Genomic DNA, 23,657 nt, shown 5'->3' on the forward strand with positions numbered 1-23,657 from the left:
CCTTCCTTATTTCGCCGTCTCCCGCAGTGGCGGCGTCGACGCCGGCGGCCTGCGATGGCGGGTCGCCTGCTCATACGCGTACGCGTACGCGACGAGCGTCGGCTCGCTCCAGGCGCGGCCGAAGAACGTCAGGCCAATCGGCAGCGTGCCGCGCGTGTAGCCCATCGGCACGTTGATCGCCGGCCAGCCGGTGGTGGGTGAGAACACCTGGCTGTTGTCGCCGTGCGGTGTGTTCAAATCGCCGATCAGCCTCGGCGGGTTGCTCCACGTCGGGTAGACGAAGGCATCGAGCTTCTCCGCGTCCATCGTTTTCGCGACCGCGCCGCGGAACGCCTCGCGGTAGTCTGCGTCGGCGGCGCAGGACGTCGTGTTGGGGCCGTTCTCGTCGCCGTCCTGCGCGGAACGCAGCCGCGCTTCGATCGAGGGATGGAACGCGCGCGACCGGATGATCTCCTCGAGCGAGTGCACCTTGACGCGATCGCCCTGCGCGGCGAGATAGCGGTTGATGTCGTACTTGAAGCCGCCGCAGACGTGAGCGTCCTGTGCGCGTCGGACGTTCGTGAGATCGACGCGCACCGGATCGATGACCTCCGCCCCGGCGCGCTGCAGGTCCGCCACCGCCGCCATGAACACGTCGACGACTTCCGCGTCGGCCGTGTCGCGCTCGTAGGCCTGGCGCAGGATGCCGATGCGCGCCCCTTTGAGCCCGGCCGTTTGCAGCGACTGCCGGTAGTCCGGGACCGTCCTGCCGCGGCTCGCCACCGTGGCCGGGTCGTCGGGATCCTCGCCGACGATCGCCTGGAACACCGCGACCGCATCCTCGACGGTGCGGGTCATCGGTCCGGCGATGTCGGCCAGGAGGCTGAGGGGGACCACTCCGGCGCGGCTCGTCAATCCCATCGTCGATCGGATGCCGACCAGCGCCTGGTGCGAGGACGGACCGCGGATCGAGTTGCCGGTATCGGTGCCGAGCCCGACGAGACCGAAGTTCGCGGCGACGGCGGCCGCCGTGCCGCCGCTCGAGCCGGCGGTGACGCGGTCGAGTGCATACGGATTCCGCGTGTAACCGGGCAGGATCGAGTTGACCGTCTCGTACGGGCTGAAGGCGAACTCCGCCATGTTCGATTTGGCGAGCACGATTGCGCCGGCAGCCTTGATGCGCCTCACCAGAAACGCGTCCTTGTCGGAGACGAAGCCCTTCAGTGACAGCGAGCCCGCGGCGCTCTGCAGGCCGACGGTCTCGAAGTTGTCCTTGACGATCGCCGGCACGCAGTGCAGCGGTCCGACGAAGCCGTTCTGCCCGAAGCGCCGGTCGAGTTCGTCGGCGTCCTTCGTTGCGTCGGGATTGGTCTGGACGATGGCGTTGATGGCCGGGCCGTTCTTGTCGTAAGCGTCGATGCGCTCGAGGTACGCCTCGACGAGCGCGCGGCAGGTCAGGCGATGCGCGGTCATCGCCTCGTGCACCTGGCGGATTGTCGTTTCCTCGATGCGAAACGTCGGCGGCGCGACCGGTTGCGCGGCGATCGGCGCGACGAGCAGAAGCAGTGCGGCGAGTTGCACGCGCATGGCGGCACATTATGGCCGATAATGATTGCCATCACCCTCGACGCCGTTCTCTCCACTTACTGGGGCTATTCGTCGTTCCGGCCCCTGCAGCGCGAGGCGATGGACGCGATCCTCTCGGGCCGCGACTCCGTCGTCGTGCTGCCGACCGGCGGCGGCAAGTCGCTCTGCTTCCAGGCGCCGGCGCTCGTCCGGCGCGGCAGCGGCCCCGGCCTCGTCGTGTCGCCGCTCATTTCGCTGATGAAGGACCAGGTCGACACGCTGGTCGAGAACGGTGTCGACGCGGCGTTCTATAACAGCGCGCTCAGCGCCGACCAGAAGGCCTCGGTGACGGCCGGCATCTGCGAGGGGCGCTACGCCCTGCTCTACGTCTCGCCGGAACGCCTGGCGGGGGACGGGAGCGAGGCGTTCCTCCAGCGGCTCGGCCGGGTGGCGTACATCGCGATCGACGAAGCGCACTGCATCAGCCAGTGGGGGCACGATTTCCGTCCCGAATACCGGCAGCTCGGCGCGCTGCGCCAGCGCCTCGCCGGCGTCAGCCTGCACGCGTTCACCGCGACCGCGACCGGCCGGGTGCGGCGCGACATCGCTTCGCAGCTCCAGCTGCGCGACGCGGTCGAGCTGGTCGGATCGTTCGATCGGCCCAACCTCCTCTATCGCGTGCTGCCGCGCGGCGGCCTGAAGAAACAGCTGCAGGAGGTGTTGGCGCGCCATCGCGGCGACGCCGGCATCGTCTACTGCCCGTCGCGGCGCGAAGTGGACGCGCTGGCGGCGTGGCTGTCGTCGGAGAAGATCCGCGCCGTGCCGTATCACGCCGGCCTGCCGGACCAGGAGCGCAACCGCAACCAGGACGCCTTCATCAACGAGCACGCCGACGTTGTCGTCGCCACGGTGGCGTTCGGGATGGGGATCGATCGCTCCGACGTCCGCTTCGTCGTCCACGCGGGCGCGCCGCAATCGCTGGAGCACTACCAGCAGGAGTCCGGCCGGGCCGGTCGTGACGGTCTCGAGGCGGAGTGCGTGCTGATCTATTCGGCGGCCGACTTCCTCAAGTGGCGGATGATGCTCGAGCGCAACGGCGAGCTGACGGACGCGCGCCGGTCGCTGCTGCGCGACATGGAGCGGTACGCTGCCGGCGTCGGCTGCCGCCACCGGCATCTCGTCTCCTACTTCGGCGAACCCTACGTCAAGGAAGGGTGCGGCGCCTGCGACTATTGCCTCGGCGAGCTTGAGGCGGTGGCCGAGCCGGCGACGGTGGCGCGCAAGATCCTGTCGTGCGTGGCGCGGGTCGGGCAGCGGTTCGGCGCGGCGCACGTCGCCAACGTGCTGTGCGGCAGCGAGAGCGAGCAGATCGCGAGCCGCGGTCATCAGCGGCTGAGCACGTTCGGGCTGTTGCGCGAGGCCTCCGCGCCGGAAGTGCGCGCCTACATCGAGCAGCTGATGGCCGAAGGGCTGCTGCGCCAGACCGACGATCAATATCCCGTGCTGGCGCTCACCGAGGACGGCGTGTCACTGCTGAAAGATCCCGCCGCGCGTCCGGACCTCTCGCTGGCGCGGCAGCGCCGGGTCACCCGGGAAGCTCGCGCCGATCGCCGCCGTCAGGCCCCGGTCGGCGGCGGCGACGTCGATGACGATTTGTTCGACCGACTGCGCGCCGTGCGCCTCCGTCTTGCGCGCGCGCGCAACGTGCCTCCTTACGTCATCTTCCACGACACGACGCTGCGCGAGCTCGCGCGGGTGAAGCCGACGTCCGTCGCCGAACTCAGCGGCATCTATGGCATCGGCGAGAGCAAGGCGGCGCGCTTCGGCGATGCCTTCGTGGAAGAAATCGTGCGCGCGCCGCACCGATGATCGGCGACATATCGAAGGGAACGACAGAGATGGCAGCCTACGTCGTCGTGCAGGTGGATGTGAAGGACGCGGTGCGCTACGCCGACTACAAGGCGATGGTGCCGCCCAGCCTCGAGAAATTCGGCGGCCGCTTCATCGTTCGCGGCGGCCAGGTGCACCCGATGGAAGGCACCTGGAGCCCGAAGCGGTTCGTGTTGGTTGAGTTCCCGTCGGTCGAGGCAGCGAAGGCGTGGTGGGCGTCGCCGGAGTACGCCGCTGCGAAGGCGCTTCGCCAGGCGACCGCCGAATCCGAGCTGATCATCGTCGACGGCGTGTAGCTTCCGCCCTCGGGCGGAAGCTCCATCGCAACACCGCCGATCGGCCGGGTGCACGGAACGCGACGATCCATGTCGTTGCGCCCGCGGTCCCACGGCCGCTCGGGTTATTTCTTGGCGACCCCGAGTTCCCCCAGCTTGGCGGCCATGTCTTCCGCCGACGTCTGGACGTGCTTGCCGACTTCCTTGTCGATCGCCTGGATCTTGCCGTCCTTGCCGATGTAGAAGGTCCAGCGGTTGGCGAAGCCGGCCTGGTCGTTGAGTACGCCGTAGGCCTTGGCGGTCGCCTTGGTCGGATCGCTCAGGATGGGAAAGTCCGCTTCCTTTTTCGCGACGACGCCGCCGCGAGCCCCGAGGTCAACGCTTGTCGCCTTGGCGAACTCGGTGTTCTTGTCGAGCGGATCGACGCTCGCCATGAAATACGTCACGTCGTACTTGCGGATCATGTCGCCGTGCTCAGCGAGCGACTTGCACTCGAGCGTGCAGCCGCTGGTCATCGCCTTGGGGAACCAGGCCAGCACGATCGCCTGTTTGCCCTTGAAACTCGAGAGCTGATAGGTCTTGCCGTCACTCGCCTGCAGCGAGAAGTCCGGCGCCTGATCGCCAACCTTCAATTCCACCTGGGAACCTCCCGCGGGAGCCTGCGCCATGGGCAGCGCCGCCGCGCCCGCCGCCAACACGGCGCTCAACATCACAACACGCATTCGAAAGCCTCCTCGCCGAAACCGGCCTCGCGATCTTATGCGAAAAGACGGGCCACCCGGCTCGGGCGTGCCGCGTCCGCCGCGATCCATGCGCTCGACGCGACCGGGTAAATGAACACTCTTCATCCAACGTATGCTGTGGATGGAGGGTGGATTTCCATGAAATGTCGCAGGTTGAACGCTCTGTGCGGGGCGTTCCTGATTGCGCTGTCGTTGCAATGGACCGGCCTGGCGCAGGGCGGCAAGACGTCCGGCGCGCAGTCGATCACGGCCGACGAACTCAAGCCGTGGCTGTCGTACATCGCGTCCGATGAACTGCAGGGGCGGCAGGTCTTCACCGAAGGGCTGGGGTTGGCGGGCGGCTATATCGCCGATCACCTGAAAGAGTGGGGTGTACAGCCGGGCGGTGACGAGGGGACGTATTTCCAGACGGTGAAAGTGCTCGGGGTCAGCGTCAAGCGAAACTCGAGCGTCACCGTCACGGTGAATGGGCAGTCGAAAACGTTCCAGGACGGCCAGGGCGTGACCTTCCCGGCCAATGCGGGCGGAAAGCAGACGGTCAGCGGCACGGCCGAATTCGTCGGCTACGGCCTCAGTCTGCCGGAGGCGGGCATCGACGACTACAAAGGGCGGGACGTCAGCGGAAAGATCGCGATCTACGTCGGCGCGCTCGGACCGCAGAACCTCCCCGCCGGGGGCGCGCGGCTGCTGGGGGCGCGGGCGCGCAACGCCATCGAACTGAAGCATGCGGTTGCCGCGATCGGTCCAGTCGGCCGCGGCGGCGCGGGGCGAGGCGGGGCGGGCCGCGGTGGGGCAGCAACCCCAGCGCCGGCGACCGCTGACGCGCGTGGCGGCCAGCCCGCAACGCCTGCGGCGCCGCCGCAGCGCGGTGGGGGGCCTGCCGTGGGAGGACGCGGCGGCGCCAGTCAGAATCTCGGCGATTTCCAGACCGTCGAGCGTCTCGACAAGAAGATTCCCCCGCAGATCACTGCCGGTGACGAGCTCTTCGACTTCGTCTTCAAGGCGGCCGGACAGGACTACGCCGATCTCAAGGCGAGAGCCGAGAAACAGGAAGCGCTGCCGGCCATCGCGCTCGGTAACGTGTCGATCACGATCAACGTCGACGCCGACTACGAGATCGTCCAGACGCGGCTGACCCACAACGTCGTCGGGCGCATCGAAGGGGCCGACCCGAAGTTGCGGGACACCTACGTGCTGTTCGGGGCGCACTACGACCACATCGGCTATCAGCAGACGCCGCCCGGACTGGGGCGCGGCGGCGGACAGGCCCCCGGCGGCTGCACCGGACAGCAGCGCGACACACCGGCGGCCGGCGACGTGATCAACAACGGCGCCGACGACGACGGCTCGGGGACGGTGGCGGTGATGGCGCTGGCGCACGCCTTCGCGACGGCGCCGAAGCCGAAGCGATCGCTGCTGTTCGTGTGGCACACCGGCGAAGAAGCGGGCCTCTACGGATCACGCTACATGGCCGACTACCCGGAGGTGCCGCTCGACAAGGTCTCGGCGCAATTGAACATCGACATGATCGGCCGCAACCGCTGCGACGATTCCAAGGAAGAGAACACCGTCTACGTCGTCGGGTCGGACCGCATCAGCACCGAGCTCCACAACCTGGACGAGGACGCGAACGCCTCGCTGTCCAAGCCGATGACGCTGGACTACGAGATGAACGATCCAGCCGACCCGGAGTCGATCTATACGCGCAGCGATCACTACAGCTACGCTTCAAAGGGAATCCCGATCATCTTCTTTACGACCGGGCTCCATCGTGACTACCACTATCTGACCGACGAAGTGAGCAAGATCGACTTCCCTAAGCTGGCGCACATCACGCAGCTGGTCTATGCGACGGGCACCAGGGTTGCGAACCTGGATCACTTCCCGGTGCGGGACAACAAGGGGCCGAGAAAAGGGAAGGGCGCGACCGGCAGAATCGGGGAGTAGAAGTTGCGAAGGATGGCGAAGGACACGAAGGAGCGGTCCTTCGCCTCCTTCGCGCCCTTCCTGCCCTTATTGGAGCTGACCGCGCATGACGCCGCCTGGATTGGCGGACGTGTGCACGTTGAAGTAGAAGTTCTGCGGCGCGGCCAGGATGTTCTGGATGTTGGTCGCCGCGGTCACGCCGTTGGTCGCCGCGGTCACGGCGTTGGCGGTGTAGGTCCCGCTGCCGGTGCTCAGCGGCAACGGCGTGCTCGCCGACAGGCCGGTGACGCCGATCAGCGCCGGTCCCGGGACGCCCACCGCGCCTGGATGGATGTGGGCAAGAATCACGTTCGCGGTCGTCGGGAACCCCGCCATCGAGATGGAGAAGTCGACCGTGTTGGTATCGGTGTGGATGGTGATGACCGCCGTTCCGTGTCCGGTGTTCTCGGCGTTCGTGATTGGCGGCGTCTCGAGAGCCGGAGAGAGCTGTACGGTGAACACTTTGATGGTGCTGGCGCTTGGCGAGGTCGAACTGCTACCGCAGCCCGCCGTGCCGATTGCCAGGACGCTTACTGCTATTGCTAGACGCTTCATGGGGATCCTCCTCGTACCGAAGTAATGCCAGAGCCAGAGCGAGTGCCAGGATGATCGCGAGGCCGGCCGCGCTCGCATGCAGTTCTCCCATTGCCGTCAGAATTTCCGGCTCAGGTTGAACCCGAAGTAGACCTCGTGCGCGGTGCCCCCGCGCGCGAGCATCCCGGGAGTGGTGTCGAAGTTGTTGCCGAAGTTGAGCTGCAGGACGTGGCCGCGCGTGAGCTTCTCGATCGCCGCGTTCCAAGTCGTGGCGCCCGGCACATAGCCCGCTACGCGCGGCGAGGTCTCGAACACGACCGCGACCGTCTCGAGCAGGCGTGCCCGCGCTCCCAGACCGACGAAGAACGTGTCGACCGCCGTCGAGTGATCTTCGGCGTCCTGTTCGATGCCGGCGTGCTCGTGCCCTTCGTGAAGCAGCCGGAGTGTTTCGGTGTGTGAGTCATGGACGTAGGTCGGCGTGGCGTAGAGGGCGAGCCGGGTTCCCTGCGCGCGCGAGAGCGTCACCGACGCACCGGGCTGTGGATCTTGGCGCAGGTTGTTCTGTCCTTCGATCGAGATCATCGGCGACACGCCGATGGGCGAACGGGCCCCTTGCCGCAGGGGATCCCAGCGTCCGAACGCGTGCAATGTCTTGCCGAGCGTCGACCGGTGGACGCCGGCCTGCAGCGTCGACGTGATCCCGAACCGGTACTCGAGGCCCATCACCGCGCCGTTGTCGAGGCTGAAGAGATCCGACGCGAGATCGCCGAAGCTGCCCTGGCCGAGATCCCGGGCGAATCGGTGGGTCAGGCGGAAGTACGAACGGTGCGACTTGAGCGGCAGGGTGGTCGGCAGGTTGACCAGGGTCTGGTCGATTTCGATGGCCGGCGCATCGGCGGCGGGTTGGGCGTCCGCGGTGGGGCAGACCGCGACCAGGGCGCCGGCAAACAGCCAGACGAGTGCGACCGGACGAAGCATTGGGTGGCCGCAGTCGCAAACCGCGTACCCTGCGGATGGTTGCAAACTATTGAAAAAGCAGCGGTATCGCGTGATCCGTTTACCGATTCAGTAACCAGTTACGCCGTGCGTAACTTTCAGGTCGGGTGGATCAGCGGGCGCGCAGCAGCAAGACGGGGACACGGACCTGGTGCTGGACGCGCGAGGCGGTGGTGCCGAGGAACAGGTCGGCGAGGAAGCGGTGGCCGTGCGTGCTCATCGCGACGAGGTCGCACCCGTGCTCCCGAACCCACTTCACGATCTCGTCGGTCGGCTCGCCGAACGCGAGCACGGTCTGGGCGGCAGTCCCCGCCGATTCGAACTCGGTCTTGACGGTCTCCAGATACGCGAGATCGTTCGTCACCTCAGGGCTGACCGCGTCGGAGCCGAAGAAGCGCGCCGCCCACCCGTCGGCCACGTGCATCAGGATCACCTGGCTGCCCATGGCGCCGGCGAGCTGTTTGACGTGCTCGATGATCCCGCGGTCGGTGGACGTCCCGTCGAGGGTGACGAGGATGGTGCGATACATCTCAGTGCCCCGAAACGATGCGCCAGGCGGCGGCCAGCGAGTCGGGCAGACCGTAGAGATCCATCGCAGTGATCAGTATCGCGCTCGCCCAGCCCGCGGCAAGCAGAAACGGCCCGCTCTTCCAGGCCCCCATGCGGGCGCGCTGGCTGGTGAAGTGGAGCAGCGGGAACATCGCGAACGGCAGCTGCAGGGCCAGCACGACCTGGCTGAGCGTGAGCAGATCCGTGACGCTGCCGTCCCCGCGCAGCGCGATGATGATCACGGCCGGCAGGATGGCCAGCGTGCGGGTGATCAGCCGGCGCACCCAGGCCTGGATGCGCCAGTGCATGAACCCTTCCATGACGACCTGGCCGGCCAGCGTGCCGGTGATGGTGCTGCTCTGGCCGCTGGCCAGCAGCGCGACCGCGAACAGCGTGCTGCCGAGCGCGGTGCCGACGAGCGGCGCGAGCGTCAGGTACGCGACGCGGATCCAGTCGGAGTCGGAGGAGAAGGTGACGACCTGTCCGCCCGGCACCGTGACCGAATCCCGGCCGAAGAAGACGGTGGCGGCCAGCACCAGGATCGCGGCGTTGACCAGAAAGGCCAGCGTCAGCGCCAGGGTTGAATCGAAGGTGTTGAAGCGGATGGCGCGCGCCACCGACGCTTCGTCCTTCTGCAGGCGCCGGCTCTGCACCAGCGCGGAGTGCAGATAGAGGTTGTGCGGCATCACCGTCGCGCCGATGATGCCGATCGCCACGAAGAGCATGCCGGGTTCGCGGAAGCCAGGCCGCAGCATCGCCGCGCCCATCTCGGAGAACAGCGGCCGGGTGGCGGGCAGCACGAAGAGCTCGATGCAGTAGCAGCCGGCGATCGTCGAGACGAGCACCAGCACCGCCGCCTCGATCGTCCGCATCCCATGCCGCTGCAGCGCCAGCAGCGCCAGGACGTCGAGCGCGGTGAGAATCACCGCCCACAGCAGCGGGACGTGGAACAGCAGGTTGAGCGCGACGGCGCTGCCGAGCACCTCGGCCAGATCGCAGGCGCCGATCGCCAGCTCGGAGAGGATCCACTGCGGCCAGCGCGCCCACGTCGGATACCAGTCGCGGCAGGCCTGCGCCAGGTCCTTGCCGGTGACGATGCCGAGGCGCGCGGCGAGCACCTGCATGAAAATCGCCATCAGCGACGCCAGCGCGACGACCCAGAGCAGATCGTACTTGTAGCGGGCGCCCGCCTGCAGGTCGGTGCCCCAGTTGCCGGGGTCCATGTAGCCGACCGAGACCAGCAGCGCGGGACCGGCGAAGGCGCGCCAGGTGCGCCAGAAGCCGGCCCCGGCCCCGGGAACCGGCACCGAGCCGTGGATGCCTTCGAGACTGTCCATTGCAGTGCGAGTCGCATAATGTAGCATATGCTACATATTGTCAAGTGGTGTAGAGTGAACGCTCTCCATGAGCCGCCCGACGCTTGCGCGCAATCCCAGCCGCGCCCGCCAGGACCATTCGCAGGAAACCGCCCAGGACTACGTCGAGATGGTCGCTGAGCTCATCGACACCACCGGCGAGGCCCGGGTCATCGATCTGGCGCGCCGCTTCGGCGTCACCCATGTCACCGTCGGCCGGACGCTGCAGCGCCTGCGCCGCCACGGCCTGGTCACCTTCCTGCCGTACCGCTCGATCTTCCTGACCGCCGCCGGCCGCCGGCTCGCCGACGAGGCGCGCCACCGCCACGAGGTGGTGGTCGAGTTCCTGCAATCGCTCGGCGTCCCCGCGCCGGTCGCCAACTCCGACGCCGAGGGAATCGAGCATCACGTCAGCCGCGAGACGCTGGAGGCGTTCGAGAAGCACCTGCGCCGGGCGCGGAAGCGCTGACCGCCGATGGTCGATGGCGACCGATGACGCTTTGGACGTTGACACGGGAGCGGCGCGAGAGTGTGATTGCACGGTGTCCTTCGAACTCCAGCCGACACTGACCGGCCAACGCCTCGCACTCCGGCCGCTGCGGCCCGACGATTGGGACGCGCTCTTCGCCGCGGCTGCCGATCCCCGGATCTGGGAGCAGCATCCCGAGACCGACCGTTACCAGCCCGATGTATTCCGGCGGTACTTCGACAGTGGCCTCGCGTCGGGCGGCGCGTTCGCGGTGATCGACCGCGAGACCGGCGGCGTGGTCGGTTCGACGCGCTACTACGGCTATGACGAGGCGGCCAGCGAGATCGAGATCGGCTGGACGTTCCTGGCTCGCCAGTATTGGGGCAAGTCCTACAACGGCGAGATGAAGAGCCTGCTGCTCGATCACGCCTTCCGCTTCGTCAAGCGCGTCGTCTTTCTGGTCGGACCGTCGAACGTCCGGTCGCAGCGCGCGATGGAGAAGATAGGCGGCGCCAGAATCGGCACCCGCCTGGCGCGTGGCCATGAGAGCGTGGTGTTCGCGATCGAGGCCCCGGCAGAGCGTTCGGCTGACGAGGGCTAACGGATGCCCGGCCGGCTCACAACGCCGCGATTCGTTTCGCCGCCCTCGCGCCCGACTGCAGCGCCCCTTCCATGTAGCCGACGAACGCATAACAGGTGTGTTCCCCTGCGAGGAAGACACGGCCGGCGAGCGGCTGCTGCAGCTGCGGACCGAGCGTGGTCACCTCGCCGGGCGCCGGGAACGAATAGGAACCCTTGACCCACACGTCCGACGGCCAGTCCATGAACCGCGCCCTCTCGAAACTCGCGGCAAGCGCCGGATACATGCCCTTCAGTGCGGCGAGATAGTTGGCCTGGCGCTCGGCCGGCGGCCAGGCGCGGCACGCGTCGGCGGCGGCGCCGCCCGAGAACGCCACCGTGCCGGCGCCCTGGATCGCCTGATGCTGTGTCGTGTGCCAGGTGAGATGCACAGGACCGTCGCTGAGCGAGTCCGGACCGCAGCGGGAGGCCTGCCAGAAGCGATCGCGCGTTTTCATCAGGAACTTGACGTTGCTGCCCATCTGCGGCGGCGAAGTGACGTGCAGCCGCGGCGTGAAGGCGATGCGATTCCAGGTCAACGGCGGCACGGCGAGCACGACGTAGTCGGCTGCATACGTGCCGGTGCGCGTCGTCACCGTCACGCCGCTGGCGCCGACGGCAATCGCGACGACCGGTTCGCGCAGGTGTATGCGCGCGGCGCCCAGCTCCGCGGCGATCTTCAGTGCCAGCTGCTGCGCGCCGCCGCGGCAGCGATACACCTCGGTGTCCGTCCAGTATTTCTCGACCCCGCCGCCCTTGATCTGCGCGAGGTTGCCGAGATAACTCTGCCACGCCGTGGCCATGCCGTTGTCGGCGACGAGCTGCGCGTCGATGCCGGCCTTGCACAGGGGGGAGCACGTCTGCGCCGCGATCCAGTCCGCCTGCGAGCGGGCGTCCCAGACGGCCGCATCGGCGGCGCGCCAGGGCTCGAAGGGATCGGGCACGCGCGCCGCATCCACATTCATCACGTTGAGCGCTTCCGCCATTTCCTTCCACAGCGCTTCCGACTGCGCGCTCGACAGACGCCGCCCGCCGAGCACGATCGGCGCTTCGGCGTCCTCCTCGGTGATCGTGACGAACGGCAGATTGAACCGCTGCGCGTAGTCGAGCCAAATGGCATGGTTCGTCCCGATCAGCTCGGCGCCCCCCTCCATCGCCGCGCCGGGCGCGAGATCGCTGAAGCTGACGACCCGTCCGCCCACCCGGTTGCGCGCCTCGAGCACGGTGACTTCGGCGCCGGCGTGCGTCAGCTCGTACGCCGCCGCCATGCCGGCGAAGCCGGCGCCGATCACGACGACGTGCGGGCCGGCGGCGCGCCGTGCGGCGGCGCCGCGCGCCGAGATCAGCACGCCTGCCGCCGCGGCGAGCGAACGCCGGATCATCTCCCGCCGATCGACCGGCGCCCCGAACCGGGAGTGGAGACGGGCGTACAGTGAGCGCATGGTGCGGTAGAGTCTAGCGCGGAGATGGACGGAGGGATCATGCGGAAGAAACTCGTCGTCGTCGCGATGGCCATCGCCGCCGTGACCGCGTTTGCGCAGGAGAAAGAAGATCGCACGCTGCTCTCGACCGAGCAGATGAACGCGATCATCAACGAAGCGTCCGGCGAGCGCGCGATGCATCACGTGCTGCAGCTCGTGCCCTACCAGTTCGTGCGGCCGCCGTCGGAGTATCAGGGCCACTTCCGCGAGGCGGAGGTGATGGCGAAGCTGGCGAAGGAGTACGGCTTCTCGAACGTCACCATCGAGGACTACCCGACGGGGCAGACCTGGCAGCCGACGGTGGGCGAGCTGTGGACGACGACACCGCGCGCCGAGAAGATTTACGACCTCAACGACATTCCGGAGGCGGTCGCCTCGACCAACGGCAACGCCGACATCACGGGCGAGCTGGTCAGCGTCGGCCAGGGGGCCGCGCAGGACTTCGAAGGCAAGGACGTGAAGGGGAAGTTCGTCCTGTCGCTGGCGCCGGGCGGCCTCGGCGGCGTCTACCAGCGCGCCGTCGCGGCGGGTGCGCTCGGCGCACTTGGCATCAGCGCCATCGGCGCCGGCGACCGCGCCGTCGACTATCCCGACGAAATCGTCTCGATGACAGTGACGGCGCAGCCGGGGACCGCGGCGTGGGCGCTGGCGCCGAAGAAGGCACGCGCGCTCGAGACGTTGCTGAACCGCGGCCAGAAAGTGACGATCCGCTCGATCATCAAGAGCGAGCAGGTCCCCAACAAGCAGGAGATCGTCCACGCCGAGATCCCCGGCGACGGCAGCACGACGCAGGAAGTCGCGATCGGCGGTCACCTCTTCGAGGGCTACATCAAGCAGGGAGCCAACGACGACAACTCCGGCTGCGCACTGACGCTCGAGGTCGGCCGCACCTACTTGAAGTTGATCAACGAGGGAAAGCTCCCGAAGCCGAAGCGGACGATCAACTTCCAGTGGGTGCAGGAGATCAGCGGCACGCGGCAGTGGCTCGACGCCCACCCCGACAAGGCCAAGCGGATCATCGGTGACCTCAACTTCGACATGGAGGCGCTGCGCCTGACGCTCAGCCGCAGCTACTGGATCATGCAGCGCACGCCAGACACGTTCCCGTCCTATATCAACGACGTCGGGCAGAGCATGATGGAGTACATCTCAGAGCTGACGCGCGAGCGCGTCCGCTACCGCGCCAACGGCTACCAGCCCGTCTTCAACATCACCTCGCCCAACGGCAGCGACGACGCCTTCTACATCAAGATCGATCAGCACTACGGCTCGAGCGATCACGTGACCTACATGCAGTACGGGATCCCGGCAGTGATGTTCATCACCTGGCCGGACATGTGGTACCACTCGTCACAGGACACGCCCGACAAGCAGGATCCGACGCAGTACAAACGCGCCGCGATCGTCGCGACCGGCGCGCTCGCCGTGGTTGCGACCGGCGGCGACGAGCTGGCGGCGCGCGTGACGAGCGAGAACCTGGCGCGCGGCAGCGAGCGGATGGGTGGCAACCAGCGCAAGGCGACCGGCTACCTCGCCGACGCGAAGACGGCCGCCGAGCTGCACGCGGCATGGAAGGACGCGCGCGTTGCGATCCGTCATCAGGCCGACGTCGAAAAGACCGTCGTGCGATCGTCGTCCGTGCTGTACGACGATCCGGCCGGTGCGCCGAGGCGGCTGGCTGCGCTCGAGGCAGCGATCGATCGCAAGACGGCGGCGATGCTCGAAGAAGCGAAGGCGGTTTACGCTTTGCAGGCCGAGCGTTTGAAGACGCAGCCGATCGTCGAGCCGCCGCAGACGCCCGAAGAGAAGGAAGCAGCGGGCCTCATCGTCACGTGCGGCAACGGCGAGGGGACCTACTCCGGCTGTCCAACGGCCGGCCGCGGCGCCGCCGGCGGCGGCGGAGGCGGACGCGGCGGCGGTCGCGGCGCCGGTCCGGCAGGGCCGTCGCTGCCGCAGCACATGAACGCCGAGCTCACGATCCTGCTCGGCAAGAGACTCAGCGCGCTCGAGATTCGCGACTTCCTGTCGGGCGAATTCGAACCCGTGCCGCTGACGGACGTGATGGCGGTCCTGCGCACGCGTGAAGCCGGCGGGACGATCAAGCTCGTACCCAAAACCGCGTCAAAATAGAGAACGTGAGTCCCGTTCGGATCGCTCGGCGCATCACCGCACGGCTGTGCGGTGTGGAGCGTCACGAGATCACGTGGCTGCTCGTCGGGCTGGTCGCCTGCGTGCTGCTGCTCCTGTTCCTCCTGCTGGCCGGCGAGGTCATGGCGGGCCACACGCAGGCCATGGACACGCGCATCCTCCGCGCGCTGCGCAGCCCGGACGATCCGGCGCGGCCGATTGGGCCCATGTGGCTACCCGGCATGCTGGAGGATCTCACCGCGCTCGGCGGACCGACCGTCACGTGGCTGGTGATCCTCGGGGTGACCGGTTACCTGCTGTTCGAACGGCGGGCGCGCGCCGCGATGTTCGTCCTGGTGGCGTGCGGATCGGGCGACCTGCTGACCCGCATCATCAAGGGCGTCTTCTCCCGGCCGCGGCCGACCATCGTGCCGCACCTGCGCGACGCCTTCTCGACGAGCTTTCCGAGCGGGCACTCGATGGAGTCGGCAATCGTGTATGTCACGCTCGCGGCAGCGCTCATCCGCGTAGTACGGCGGCCGGCGACCAGGGCCTACTGCCTTGGTCTGGCGATCCTCATCACGGGGCTCGTCGGCGTCAGCCGCGTATTCCTTGGCGTGCATTACCCCACCGATGTCGCCGGCGGCTGGATCTTCGGGCTGTTCTGGGCCTCGCTGTGCTGGCTGGCGGCAGAGTGGTACGACAGGCGACGAGCGCCGATTGCGTGACTGATCCGCGCACATCGTGTGCGCAGCGTGCGGTAGGCGCACACGTGTTCGTTCCGGATCGGTTCGACGTTGAGGGAGAGAGCGCACCCCGAGTCGGGCGGCAGTCTGGCTATTCCGCGGTCGAACGAATTCAGGGAGACGCAATGAGCGAGTTACAAGGGGACCGTCCGCTGTTACCCTATGCGATGGGGGCCGGGAGAGCCGAAGTGTCAGAAGCGCGACTGGAGACGATTCTGCTCGTCGAAGACGAACCCGCGGTGCGCCAGTTGTTCTCACAGGCGCTCACTCGTGCCGGCTATGCCGTGTACGAGGCGCGCAACGGGCAGGACGCGATGAAGCTGTTCGATGCGCACGGCGACCACATCGACATGCTCATCACCGATATGCGCATGCCGTACATGGGTGGCGCCGAGCTCGCCCATCACCTGCGCGGCCGCCGCCGGACCCTGAAGCTGGTCTGCATATCCGGGTATCCGGGGAGCCTCGACGCCGATCTCGCCGGCGATTTTCTCGCCAAGCCGTTCTCACGCGACGACCTGCTCAGGAAGGTCCGCGAAGTGCTCGACCGGTAGTCGTCTCGCGTCAGGCAGGCGGGATAAGATGTCCCCCGCGGCATGACGGCACGTTCCCGTACGTCCGGGCTCCTTCTCGCGGCGCTCGCCGCGATCGCGCTCCCGATTGCGGTCGGCGGACAGGGGAAATCCGCCTTCGGCCTCGCCGTGCTGCGGCGCGACGGCGTCATGATTCCGTTCGCCGCTTGGAACGGCCGCGCTTGGAGCACCGACTGGCCGGGTCCAGGAGCGAGCGTCGACCTGCCCATTTCGATCGCCGACGTACCCAAGCGCTGGTGGGGCGCGCCGGGCCCCGCCGTTCACTGGACGGCGTGGCTGGAAGACCGCCCGCAGCCGCTCGCCCTCGAGCGGCCGCAGCAGGTGCCGGTGTTCTGCGGTACGCACCTTGGCGTGAAAACCGACTACCGGTCGAGCGGCGCCGACCCTCGCGTTCCGACCGTCGCCAAGGACGGCCTGGCGATTGCCGGTGACGCAACGCTGCTGCCGATCGTCAACGTGTCGGTCCATACCGAAGACGCCAAACAGATCGTCGCGGCGATTACCGACGACTTCAACCGCGAGGAGAGCACCGCCGCCACGCATTTCGTCAACTGGCAGCATCCTTACGGCGATGTCGCCCGTCGCGAGTACCCGATCGAGCTCGAAGCGTTCTACCGGACGCACGAGAAGACGCCGGGCGGCGAGTGGGTCACCAACTACGTGGAGGCCGTGCGGCGTTTTCCGGCGCGGCCGGGAGACCAGGGCTGCGGGTTGATCACGTTCGTGCGCGGCTGGGTCCTGGTCCGCGACGGCGGCAAGCCGGTCATCGATCTGGGCGCGCGCATCACCTATTGCGACCGGGCCGACGTGTCGTTCATGCAGCCGTTCGGGGAGCTGATCATCGACCGCGAGCCGTACTGGGTATATCAGCTCAGCAGCTGGCGGGACGAAGTGTACAGCGTGTCGCGAGTCAGGCCCGATGCCGTGCGGCCGGTGATGGCGGTAGAGGGGGGCACCTGCCCGCGGACCGAGGCGAATCGCGGACGGGGGCGCGGCGGCGGTGAATAGATCGGTCGTTACCCTCCTGCTCTCGGCGGCCGGCCTGCTCCTGTTTCCACTCGCGCTCCGCGGCGCCGCGACACTGCATCCGGTTCCGAACCTGCAGCCGACCTATCTGCCCGCCATCGAAGGGCCGCGCGAGCGGGCGCCTTTCGACGACTCCCGCGTCGAGGCGCTTCGCCGCATGCAGCCCGACTTCGTCGTCATCGGCGACTCGATGGCGGGGTCGCGTATCGACCCGGCCGTCTTCACCGGGACGTCCCGACGGAGCGTTGCGCCGCTCCTCTACGCGGGCAGCGGTCCGGCGTGGTGGTACCTGGTGCTCAAGAACTGGGTGATTGCGAGCGGCATCCACCCCCAGGCCGTCTTCATCTTCTTCCGCGACACCAACCTGACCAACGTGCTGTTCCGCATCGACGCGACGTGGGCGCTCGACACCGCAGCCCACGCGCGGGAAGACGATCTCAACGCGGCGGTGGCGCGGCGGCGCGGCACTCCCTTCCACGAGCTGGGCGCCGCGGTCGACCGTCTCTACGCGACGACCGAGGTCCGCCGCTGGCTCGAGCCGGCGATCACCAGCTGGCCCGCGAGAGCGATGTTTCCGTATCGACGACCGCGCGAGGCGTTCCTGCAGTCGGTCAATGAGCGCTTCGGGCTCGAGCACCTGCGCCCCATGGACGCCGCCGACATGCAGGCGACCGAGGATCGCGAGGCCGACTTCGGCGGGTTCGTGGATCGGTCCGAGCTGCCGCTGATGCTTCGCGACGCGCAGCAGGCCGGGCTGCGTCTGATCTTCGTGCGGGTGCAGCGCCGCCCGGTCGGCGGCCGCGCGCCGTACCAGTCGCCGGCCCTGCAACGCTACATGCGCGCGCTCCACACCTACCTCGAACGGCAGGGAGCCGCTCTGATCGACGACACCGGCGATCCCGAGCAGACGCTCGACCTGTACGAGGACGGCGACCACCTCTCGCGCGAGGGGCGCCGGCGTTACACCGAGCGCTTCGCCGAGCGGGTCCGGCTGCGCTTTCCGTGATCTTCCACAGCCTCGACTTCGTCGTCTTTTTTGTCGTCGTGGTGGCGCTGTACTGGCGGCTGCCGGCCCGCGGGCAGAACGTGCTGCTGCTCATCGCGAGCTACGTCTTTTACGGCTACGTCCATCCCTGGTTCCTGAGCCTGATCGCCTCCTCGACGGTGGTCGACTATCTGTCGGCGCGGGGGATGGAGCGGTGGCCGTCGCGGCGGCGGCTGTTCATGGGCGTGAGCATCGTGTCGAACTTCGGGATGCTCGGGTTCTTCAAGTACTTCAACTTCTTCGCCGACAACCTGGCGGCCGTGATCGACGCACTTGGACTCCACGTCAGCGTCCCGGTGCTGCGCGTCGTCCTGCCGGTGGGCATCTCGTTCTACACCTTCCAGGCGATGAGCTATACGGTGGACGTCTTCCGCGGTGAGCTGCGCGCACGGCGCAGCCTGCTCGACGTCGCCGTGTTCATCTCGTTCTTCCCGCATCTGGTCGCCGGTCCGATCCAGCGCGCCTCGTACCTGCTCCCGCAGGTGGAAGGGGAGCGCCGCTTTTCGCCGGCCGCGGCGGCGAGCGGCTTCTACCTCATCGTGTGGGGCTTCTTCAAGAAGCTGGTCATCGCCGACAACGTCGGGGTCATCGCGAACAAGGTGTTTGCGCTGAATGACCCGTCGTTCGAGATTCTCTGGGCCGGGGTCTTCGCGTTTGCCATCCAGATCTACGCCGATTTTTCGGCCTATACCGACCTCGCGCGGGGGACGTCGCGGTGGCTCGGGTTCGAGCTCACCGAGAACTTCGACCATCCTTATCTGGCGCGCACGCCGGCCGATTTCTGGCGGCGCTGGAACATCTCGCTCTCCACCTGGTTCCGCGACTACGTCTATATCCCGCTCGGCGGATCCCGGGCCAGGGGAGCCGTCTGGATCCGTAACGTGATGGTGACGTTCCTGCTGTCGGGGCTGTGGCACGGCGCCAGCTGGAACTACGTGCTGTGGGGCGGGTATCACGGGCTGCTGCTCGTCGCGACACGCGCGCATCAGATTCTCCGCCCTCCGAACAGCGCAGCGCGGACTCGGTTCGGCAGCATCGGCCCCGTCTTCCAGTGGCTTGGGATGTTCGCGCTGACGCTCGTCGGCTGGCTGCTGTTCCGCGAGACGGAGTGGCCCGCCATCGTGCGCGATCTGCGTCTCGTGCCGTGGCACAGTGCGCCGAAGGATCGCCAGGTCGGCCTGTATCTGTTCCTGCTCGCCTTCGGCTACTCGATTCCGCTCTGGGCCCAGAGCGTCTGGGTCGAGCTGCACCGTGGACGGCACCCGCTCGACAGCGATCGGTGGAGCAGCGACGTCGTCCGCGCGCTTGCGTGCGGCGCGGCGTTCGCGGCGATTCTCGTGCTGCGTTCGCGGACGTCGCTCGACTTCATCTACTTTCAGTTCTGAGCCAGCCGAGCGGCGGCGAAGGGGGGCCGGTCACGCGAGGGGTGACCGGGACCAGCGGTACACGCGAAAGGCCCGGGATCGCTCCGATGACATCTCGGTGCGTCCGGGCCCATCGTGCGAACGGGTGTGTGCTACTTGCTCTTGGCCTTCGGCATGTCGATCTTCGAGACCGTGATGCTGTCGCCCTTCATCTCGCCGCTCAGCGCGACGTGATGGCCGCCGTGGTCCTTCAGCGAGGCAAAGTCCTGGTTCGCGATCTGGTAGGTCTTGCCACCTGACACGAACACGTACTTGCTGCCGCCTTCGACACACTTGCTCACGCAGTCGTGATCGCTGTCGTCCTGTGCTCCGTGCTCGGCCTTGTGGTGGGTGCCGTTGCACTTCGCATCGCTGATCGTCCCGTTCCAGGTCTTGTCAGCCGCCAGCGCGGGTGACGCTGCGAACATCACTGCCGCAGCCAACATCGCGAACTTCTTCATCAAGAGACCTCCTCGAAAAGTAAATAACAACGCGCGCGCTTAGTCTATTCCACTCCGCCCCGGCCGCGGGCCGATTTCGCGGCCGCCCGGCCCGACGGCCGGCCGCCTTGCTATCGCGATCCCCAAGCGGCTCTGTTACTTGAGGCTGGACGGCGGAAGGGCCGGACCCTCGCAGGTCCGGCCTCGATTACTGCTGCGGAGAGAGGAGCGAGCGCAGCGCTTCGACGTGCCGCTTGAGGTTGGCCGTCTGGTCGCTGGTCAGCGTGCCCGTCTTCGACGCGTCGAGGATGGCGGAAATCGCGTCGAGCTCCTTCTGGGCGTCGGCGCGGCTGGCGGCGTTGACGTTCGTCACACCGCTGGTCCCGGTCGGCGGCGTCTGCTCACCCGAAACAGACGAGGAAGCAGGCGCCGGGTTGGATGGATTCGGGCTGGCAGGGCTCGTTGGGTTCGTGTTCTCCGGGTTCGGCGAAGTCGAGGTGCTCGACGTCGCAGCGCTCGTCGCCATCGCCGCGCCCGCGGCGGCCGGGGCGGAACTGCTGGCGGCGTTCGAACCGCTCGCCACGCGATCGAACTCGCGCAATTGCGCTCGGAACTGTACGAGCTTGGCGCGGATCGCCGGATCGATCGGGGCATCTGCCGTCGCGGTCGTCCCGGTGGTTCCGGTCGGCGCCGGCGTGGCGCTGCCCGACGTGCCGACGCTCTCGTTGCCGTTGTCGGGACCGAGGATCGACGTCAGATCCGAATCGACCTTGGCGTAGGACGCGCGCCAGTCGAGCGGCGTGGTGATGAGCGCGTTGAAGTCGGTGATGACGGCCGACACCTGCGTCCGGGCGGTGCCCTGCAGGTGCGTCGCTTCCGGCATCGAGGTGATCTGACTAAGTGTGTCGCGTGCCGCGGTGAGCTGCGCCTTGGCCGCCGTCTGGTCGACCTGGCCCGATGCCGACTGCGGAGTCGAGGTCGGTGCCGCCGGCGGTTGGGTCGTCTGCGGCGAAGCCGGCTGCTGGGCCGTCGACGCCGGCGGCTGCTGCGCGGGTGGATTCTGCTCTGGCGTAGTCGTGGACTGGGCCGAACCGGCGACCGGCAGCGCGAGCAGCGCCGCGGCCGCGATGGCGGTGGACCATCGTGTTTTCTGCATCGGTGCACTCCTCCTGGAGATATTCATTTCGTCTCGCAGGAGACTTGAGCAAGCGTGGTACCGCGCAACCTCGAGCGCTGTTTTTCAGGTGTTTTGACGGCAGAGGTCGCGCGCCACCAGGAAGTTCTTACTCGAGCGTGTCGGGACTGCTCGGGTGCCAGCCGGCCGCAAGCAGCCGCGACTGTTCCCGCAGGTAGGCCGCGATGAGTTCGCGCGGCGATTCGAAGCGCGTCGTCGTCGGTCCGGCCATGCCGGCGACCTCGAACTCGAACTCGTCGTCGTTGTCGGCGGCGCGTCGAATCTCGCAGACGATCAACTCGCTGTCCCGTTGGAAGAACCAGATCACGTTGGCTGGCTCGAGCAAGCCGTGCGCCAGGGCGCCGCGCCAAAAACCGGCCTGATTCCATCGATCGACGCTGTGCGGCCGTCCGCGGCCGCGCACAGGTGTGCGTCTCGTGCCGCACGCAGCGCACACCGCCGCTACCCCGGGATCAGGTAGAAGGCGGCGGCGAGAATGACGTAAAGGCCGAGCAGCTGCAGCCCTTCCAGCCAGTTGCTCTCGCCATCCATCGCGACGAGCGTGACCGTGCCGACCGACAGGACGATCGCGGCGATCTCGAAGGGGTTGAACACCAGCGACATCGGCACGTGCATCATCTGGGAGACGATCACCAGCAGCGGCGCCACCATCAGGGCGATCTGGGCGCTGCTCCCGATCGAGATCTGGATGGCGAGGGTCATGTCGTTGCGGCGGGCAGCCGAGACCGCGCTGTAGTGCTCGGCGGCATTGCCGACGAGCGCGACGACGATGATGCCGGCGAAGAGTTCCGTCATCCCCAGCTGCGCGAGCGCCGGCTCGAGGCCGCGCACCAGGATTTCGGCCTCCACCGTCGTCAGCAGCGTCCCGAGCAGCAGGAGGATCACCGCCGATGCCGTACTCAGCCGCGAGGGGTGATGTCCGGCCGGACGGAGTGGATCCGTGTTGGTCCGGAACGCGAACACCAGACCGGCGACGTAGACGACCAGCAGCACCCACGCCGTCCAGACGCTCAGGCGCAGCAGCACCTCGGGACGGGCCTTGAGCGACCCGAACGCGAAGAAATCGACCGTCGCGGGCATGACGAGCGCGGCCACGGCGAGCGACAGCATGACTGTCGCGCTGCTCGAGGCGACGCGGTTGAACCGCTGCGTGCCGTGGGTGAGGCCGCCGACGAACGACGAGGCGCCGAACACGAGCAGCAGGTTGCCGATGATGCTGCCGGTGATCGAGGCTTTCACCACTTCGACGTGGTTGGCGCGAAGGGCGACGATCGCGATGATCAGCTCGGCGGCGTTGCCGAAGGTCGCGTTCATCAAGCCGCCGAGCGTCGCGCCGCAGCGGTTCGCCAGCTCCTCGGTGGCCTCGCCGATCAGTCCCGCCGCCGGAATCAGCGCGACGGCCGCCGCGACGAAGAGCCAGAGCGACGCCCCGTCGCCGGCTGCCAGCCACCAGCTGATCGGCGCGACGACCAGCAGGAGGTTGAGCCAGCTGGCGGTCAGGCTGCGGCCGAGCTGCGAAGCAATCGACACCGCCGAATTCTAACGCGGTCGTGTCTCGCGCGCCGATCCGGCAGGGCCGGGGTCGCGCCGGTTGGCGAGCGTCGCCAGCTTCTGCTGCGCGGCCTCGACGAGCGTCCGGAGCTGGTGGAACTCACCGCCGTTCAGCGTCCGCCGCGCCCGCAGCGTCCGCCCCACCTCCACGCCGTACGCCACCCCGCGCAGCCGCGTGCTGGAAGCCGTCAGGACCAATTCGCCGCGCGTGCTGTAGCGCATGTCGAAATTGCGGAACTCCGCGGACGGGTTGACCGTGATGGCGAGCAGCGCGTCGAAGCCCTTCATCAGCGAATCGAACTCGTCGGGGTCGACGAACGCCTGATCCGGCTCGGCGTGCGACTGATCGGCGATCGTGACCACGATGCCGCGCGTCTGGCCGCCGCGCGGGTCGCGCATCTCGCGCGCTTCGACGAGCACCCCCTCGACCTCGCCGAGCTCCTCGTAGGCGGTCGTCAGGATGTCGCCGGGCGCGGCATGGAAGGCCTCGAGCGCCGTGGCGGGCGGCGGTGGCGGCCCGATCACGATCGGTTCGCGCGGAGCGGAAGCGGGTGGCGCCGGCGCCTGGGCGGGTGGGGCCGCCATCGACACGAGGAACGCGAAACCGATCAGGACGGATCCGTACATGCCTGCCCTCCAGCGCTTAGGACGCGCAAGGCAGGATATCAGCCGGGCTCAGGGATGGACGACGGTGATCGTGTAGAGAACGGTGGTGTCGAGCGGGACGTTGCCCGAATCGAAGATCCGCACGCAGTAGTTCCCGATGGCGGCCGCGCCGGTCAGGGCGATGGCGCCGGCGCGCGCGTCGGTATTCTGCGAGATCTGCGTCACGCAGTTCGTGCCGTCGGATGTCGTCACCGCCACGCCGAGCGACATCGTCGAAAGCGGCGCGACGGTGGTCAGCGAGAGCGTCACCGTTCCGTTGGCGGCGACCGCGAAGACATGGTTTTCCGAGCCGAGCTGCGCGACGCTGCCGCTGAAGGTGTCGGTCGTCGTGGCCGGCGCGGACGCCGCGGGCGCCGTCGGTGAGCTCGCCGAGCCGCAGCCGGCGACCCCGGCGAGGGCGGCCGCCGCGAGCGCGGCGATCGCGAGACGATGGGCGGTCCGCATG

The 23,657-nt window shown here is 67.8% G+C and carries 24 protein-coding genes; 11 read left to right on the forward strand and 13 right to left on the reverse strand.

The features are described from left to right. Positions 1–6: 6 nt before the first annotated feature. A complete protein-coding gene (locus VGI12_04930) occupies positions 7–1,566 on the reverse strand; it encodes an amidase family protein (protein HEY2432000.1) in 1,560 nt (519 codons plus the stop codon). 21 nt (positions 1,567–1,587) lie between these two features. On the opposite strand from VGI12_04930, the gene recQ reads away from it, so the two are divergent. After that, entirely contained in the window at positions 1,588–3,414 is a 1,827-nt protein-coding gene (gene recQ / locus VGI12_04935) for a DNA helicase RecQ (GenBank protein ID HEY2432001.1), read from the forward strand. Positions 3,415–3,443: 29 nt separating this feature from the next. After that, on the forward strand, positions 3,444–3,731 hold the full coding sequence (locus VGI12_04940) for a DUF1330 domain-containing protein (protein HEY2432002.1): 288 nt from the start codon (positions 3,444–3,446) through the stop codon (positions 3,729–3,731). Between the two features lie 104 nt (positions 3,732–3,835). On the opposite strand, the gene VGI12_04945 is transcribed toward VGI12_04940, so the two are convergent. Beyond that, positions 3,836–4,432 carry a peroxiredoxin family protein gene (locus VGI12_04945; GenBank protein HEY2432003.1) on the reverse strand — a complete coding sequence of 199 codons (597 nt, stop codon included), beginning with the start codon at positions 4,430–4,432 and terminating at the stop codon, positions 3,836–3,838. A 174-nt stretch (positions 4,433–4,606) separates the two neighbouring features. Here VGI12_04945 and VGI12_04950 point away from each other — a divergent pair, with 174 nt between their 5' ends. After that, positions 4,607–6,400 carry a M28 family peptidase gene (locus VGI12_04950; protein HEY2432004.1) on the forward strand — a complete coding sequence of 598 codons (1,794 nt, stop codon included), beginning with the start codon at positions 4,607–4,609 and terminating at the stop codon, positions 6,398–6,400. A gap of 66 nt (positions 6,401–6,466) precedes the next feature. Here VGI12_04950 and VGI12_04955 read toward each other — a convergent pair whose 3' ends face one another. The 4 genes from VGI12_04955 to VGI12_04970 form a co-directional block, all read right to left on the reverse strand. Next, complete coding sequence (locus VGI12_04955) at positions 6,467–6,973, reverse strand: CHRD domain-containing protein (GenBank protein HEY2432005.1); 507 nt, start codon at positions 6,971–6,973, stop codon at positions 6,467–6,469. 96 nt (positions 6,974–7,069) lie between these two features. After that, the gene (locus VGI12_04960; protein ID HEY2432006.1) at positions 7,070–7,930 is read right to left on the reverse strand and encodes a DUF5777 family beta-barrel protein; all 861 of its coding nucleotides are present in this window, start codon (positions 7,928–7,930) and stop codon (positions 7,070–7,072) included. A gap of 130 nt (positions 7,931–8,060) precedes the next feature. Continuing rightward, positions 8,061–8,477 carry a universal stress protein gene (locus VGI12_04965; GenBank protein ID HEY2432007.1) on the reverse strand — a complete coding sequence of 139 codons (417 nt, stop codon included), beginning with the start codon at positions 8,475–8,477 and terminating at the stop codon, positions 8,061–8,063. Between the two features lies 1 nt (position 8,478). Continuing rightward, entirely contained in the window at positions 8,479–9,834 is a 1,356-nt protein-coding gene (locus tag VGI12_04970) for an Nramp family divalent metal transporter (GenBank protein HEY2432008.1), read from the reverse strand. 67 nt (positions 9,835–9,901) lie between these two features. Between VGI12_04970 and mntR the strand changes: the two genes are divergently transcribed. After that, positions 9,902–10,321 (forward strand): manganese-binding transcriptional regulator MntR, encoded by a 420-nt coding sequence (gene mntR, locus VGI12_04975; protein ID HEY2432009.1) that lies wholly within the window; start codon positions 9,902–9,904, stop codon positions 10,319–10,321. 73 nt (positions 10,322–10,394) lie between these two features. Next, positions 10,395–10,922 (forward strand): GNAT family N-acetyltransferase, encoded by a 528-nt coding sequence (locus VGI12_04980; protein HEY2432010.1) that lies wholly within the window; start codon positions 10,395–10,397, stop codon positions 10,920–10,922. 16 nt (positions 10,923–10,938) lie between these two features. Here the strand turns inward: VGI12_04980 and VGI12_04985 are convergent, their stop codons facing one another. After that, positions 10,939–12,381: an NAD(P)/FAD-dependent oxidoreductase gene (locus VGI12_04985; protein ID HEY2432011.1), complete on the reverse strand. Its 1,443-nt coding sequence runs from the start codon at positions 12,379–12,381 to the stop codon at positions 10,939–10,941. 39 nt (positions 12,382–12,420) lie between these two features. Here VGI12_04985 and VGI12_04990 point away from each other — a divergent pair, with 39 nt between their 5' ends. The 6 genes from VGI12_04990 to VGI12_05015 all read left to right on the forward strand — a co-directional run bounded on the left by VGI12_04990 (position 12,421) and on the right by VGI12_05015 (position 19,342). Next, complete coding sequence (locus tag VGI12_04990) at positions 12,421–14,550, forward strand: M28 family peptidase (GenBank protein ID HEY2432012.1); 2,130 nt, start codon at positions 12,421–12,423, stop codon at positions 14,548–14,550. Positions 14,551–14,555: 5 nt separating this feature from the next. Beyond that, positions 14,556–15,275: a phosphatase PAP2 family protein gene (locus VGI12_04995; GenBank protein HEY2432013.1), complete on the forward strand. Its 720-nt coding sequence runs from the start codon at positions 14,556–14,558 to the stop codon at positions 15,273–15,275. A gap of 143 nt (positions 15,276–15,418) precedes the next feature. Then, positions 15,419–15,847, forward strand: a complete 429-nt coding sequence (locus tag VGI12_05000; GenBank protein HEY2432014.1) for a response regulator — start codon at positions 15,419–15,421, stop codon at positions 15,845–15,847. Between the two features lie 42 nt (positions 15,848–15,889). After that, positions 15,890–16,894: a hypothetical protein gene (locus VGI12_05005; GenBank protein ID HEY2432015.1), complete on the forward strand. Its 1,005-nt coding sequence runs from the start codon at positions 15,890–15,892 to the stop codon at positions 16,892–16,894. Then, on the forward strand, positions 16,887–17,918 hold the full coding sequence (locus tag VGI12_05010) for a hypothetical protein (protein ID HEY2432016.1): 1,032 nt from the start codon (positions 16,887–16,889) through the stop codon (positions 17,916–17,918). Before VGI12_05005 ends, VGI12_05010 begins: the two co-directional genes overlap by 8 nt. Further along, the gene (locus tag VGI12_05015) at positions 17,915–19,342 is read left to right on the forward strand and encodes an MBOAT family O-acyltransferase (GenBank protein HEY2432017.1); all 1,428 of its coding nucleotides are present in this window, start codon (positions 17,915–17,917) and stop codon (positions 19,340–19,342) included. Before VGI12_05010 ends, VGI12_05015 begins: the two co-directional genes overlap by 4 nt. Before the next feature lie 131 nt (positions 19,343–19,473). Here VGI12_05015 and VGI12_05020 read toward each other — a convergent pair whose 3' ends face one another. The 6 genes from VGI12_05020 to VGI12_05045 all read right to left on the reverse strand — a co-directional run bounded on the left by VGI12_05020 (position 19,474) and on the right by VGI12_05045 (position 23,656). Continuing rightward, positions 19,474–19,821: a hypothetical protein gene (locus VGI12_05020; protein ID HEY2432018.1), complete on the reverse strand. Its 348-nt coding sequence runs from the start codon at positions 19,819–19,821 to the stop codon at positions 19,474–19,476. 187 nt (positions 19,822–20,008) lie between these two features. Beyond that, positions 20,009–20,956, reverse strand: coding sequence for a hypothetical protein (locus VGI12_05025; protein ID HEY2432019.1), 948 nt, complete (start codon positions 20,954–20,956; stop codon positions 20,009–20,011). Between the two features lie 127 nt (positions 20,957–21,083). After that, entirely contained in the window at positions 21,084–21,398 is a 315-nt protein-coding gene (locus VGI12_05030) for a hypothetical protein (protein HEY2432020.1), read from the reverse strand. 38 nt (positions 21,399–21,436) lie between these two features. Beyond that, positions 21,437–22,525 (reverse strand): calcium/proton exchanger, encoded by a 1,089-nt coding sequence (gene cax, locus VGI12_05035; protein ID HEY2432021.1) that lies wholly within the window; start codon positions 22,523–22,525, stop codon positions 21,437–21,439. A 9-nt stretch (positions 22,526–22,534) separates the two neighbouring features. Continuing rightward, a complete protein-coding gene (locus VGI12_05040) occupies positions 22,535–23,173 on the reverse strand; it encodes a hypothetical protein (GenBank protein HEY2432022.1) in 639 nt (212 codons plus the stop codon). 48 nt (positions 23,174–23,221) lie between these two features. Further along, complete coding sequence (locus tag VGI12_05045; GenBank protein ID HEY2432023.1) at positions 23,222–23,656, reverse strand: hypothetical protein; 435 nt, start codon at positions 23,654–23,656, stop codon at positions 23,222–23,224. Position 23,657: the final 1 nt, after the last annotated feature.

The sequence above is a fragment of the Vicinamibacterales bacterium genome (assembly GCA_036496585.1).
Lineage (GTDB): Bacteria > Acidobacteriota > Vicinamibacteria > Vicinamibacterales > 2-12-FULL-66-21 > JAICSD01.

Bases quoted from the DNA above. Each gene is read 5' to 3' on its own strand.
- VGI12_04965 (HEY2432007.1), bottom strand. From the start codon at position 8,477: ATGTATCGCACCATCCTCGTCACCCTCGACGGGACGTCCACCGACCGC.
- VGI12_04955 (HEY2432005.1), bottom strand. From the start codon at position 6,973: ATGAAGCGTCTAGCAATAGCAGTAAGCGTCCTGGCAATCGGCACGGCG.
- recQ (HEY2432001.1), top strand. From the start codon at position 1,588: ATGATTGCCATCACCCTCGACGCCGTTCTCTCCACTTACTGGGGCTAT.
- VGI12_04990 (HEY2432012.1), top strand. From the start codon at position 12,421: ATGCGGAAGAAACTCGTCGTCGTCGCGATGGCCATCGCCGCCGTGACC.
- VGI12_04945 (HEY2432003.1), bottom strand. From the start codon at position 4,432: ATGCGTGTTGTGATGTTGAGCGCCGTGTTGGCGGCGGGCGCGGCGGCG.
- VGI12_04985 (HEY2432011.1), bottom strand. From the start codon at position 12,381: ATGCGCTCACTGTACGCCCGTCTCCACTCCCGGTTCGGGGCGCCGGTC.
- VGI12_04960 (HEY2432006.1), bottom strand. From the start codon at position 7,930: ATGCTTCGTCCGGTCGCACTCGTCTGGCTGTTTGCCGGCGCCCTGGTC.
- VGI12_04970 (HEY2432008.1), bottom strand. From the start codon at position 9,834: ATGGACAGTCTCGAAGGCATCCACGGCTCGGTGCCGGTTCCCGGGGCC.
- VGI12_05040 (HEY2432022.1), bottom strand. From the start codon at position 23,173: ATGTACGGATCCGTCCTGATCGGTTTCGCGTTCCTCGTGTCGATGGCG.
- VGI12_04930 (HEY2432000.1), bottom strand. From the start codon at position 1,566: ATGCGCGTGCAACTCGCCGCACTGCTTCTGCTCGTCGCGCCGATCGCC.
- VGI12_05000 (HEY2432014.1), top strand. From the start codon at position 15,419: ATGAGCGAGTTACAAGGGGACCGTCCGCTGTTACCCTATGCGATGGGG.
- VGI12_05045 (HEY2432023.1), bottom strand. From the start codon at position 23,656: ATGCGGACCGCCCATCGTCTCGCGATCGCCGCGCTCGCGGCGGCCGCC.
- VGI12_05005 (HEY2432015.1), top strand. From the start codon at position 15,890: ATGACGGCACGTTCCCGTACGTCCGGGCTCCTTCTCGCGGCGCTCGCC.
- VGI12_05020 (HEY2432018.1), bottom strand. From the start codon at position 19,821: ATGAAGAAGTTCGCGATGTTGGCTGCGGCAGTGATGTTCGCAGCGTCA.
- mntR (HEY2432009.1), top strand. From the start codon at position 9,902: ATGAGCCGCCCGACGCTTGCGCGCAATCCCAGCCGCGCCCGCCAGGAC.
- VGI12_04940 (HEY2432002.1), top strand. From the start codon at position 3,444: ATGGCAGCCTACGTCGTCGTGCAGGTGGATGTGAAGGACGCGGTGCGC.
- VGI12_05025 (HEY2432019.1), bottom strand. From the start codon at position 20,956: ATGCAGAAAACACGATGGTCCACCGCCATCGCGGCCGCGGCGCTGCTC.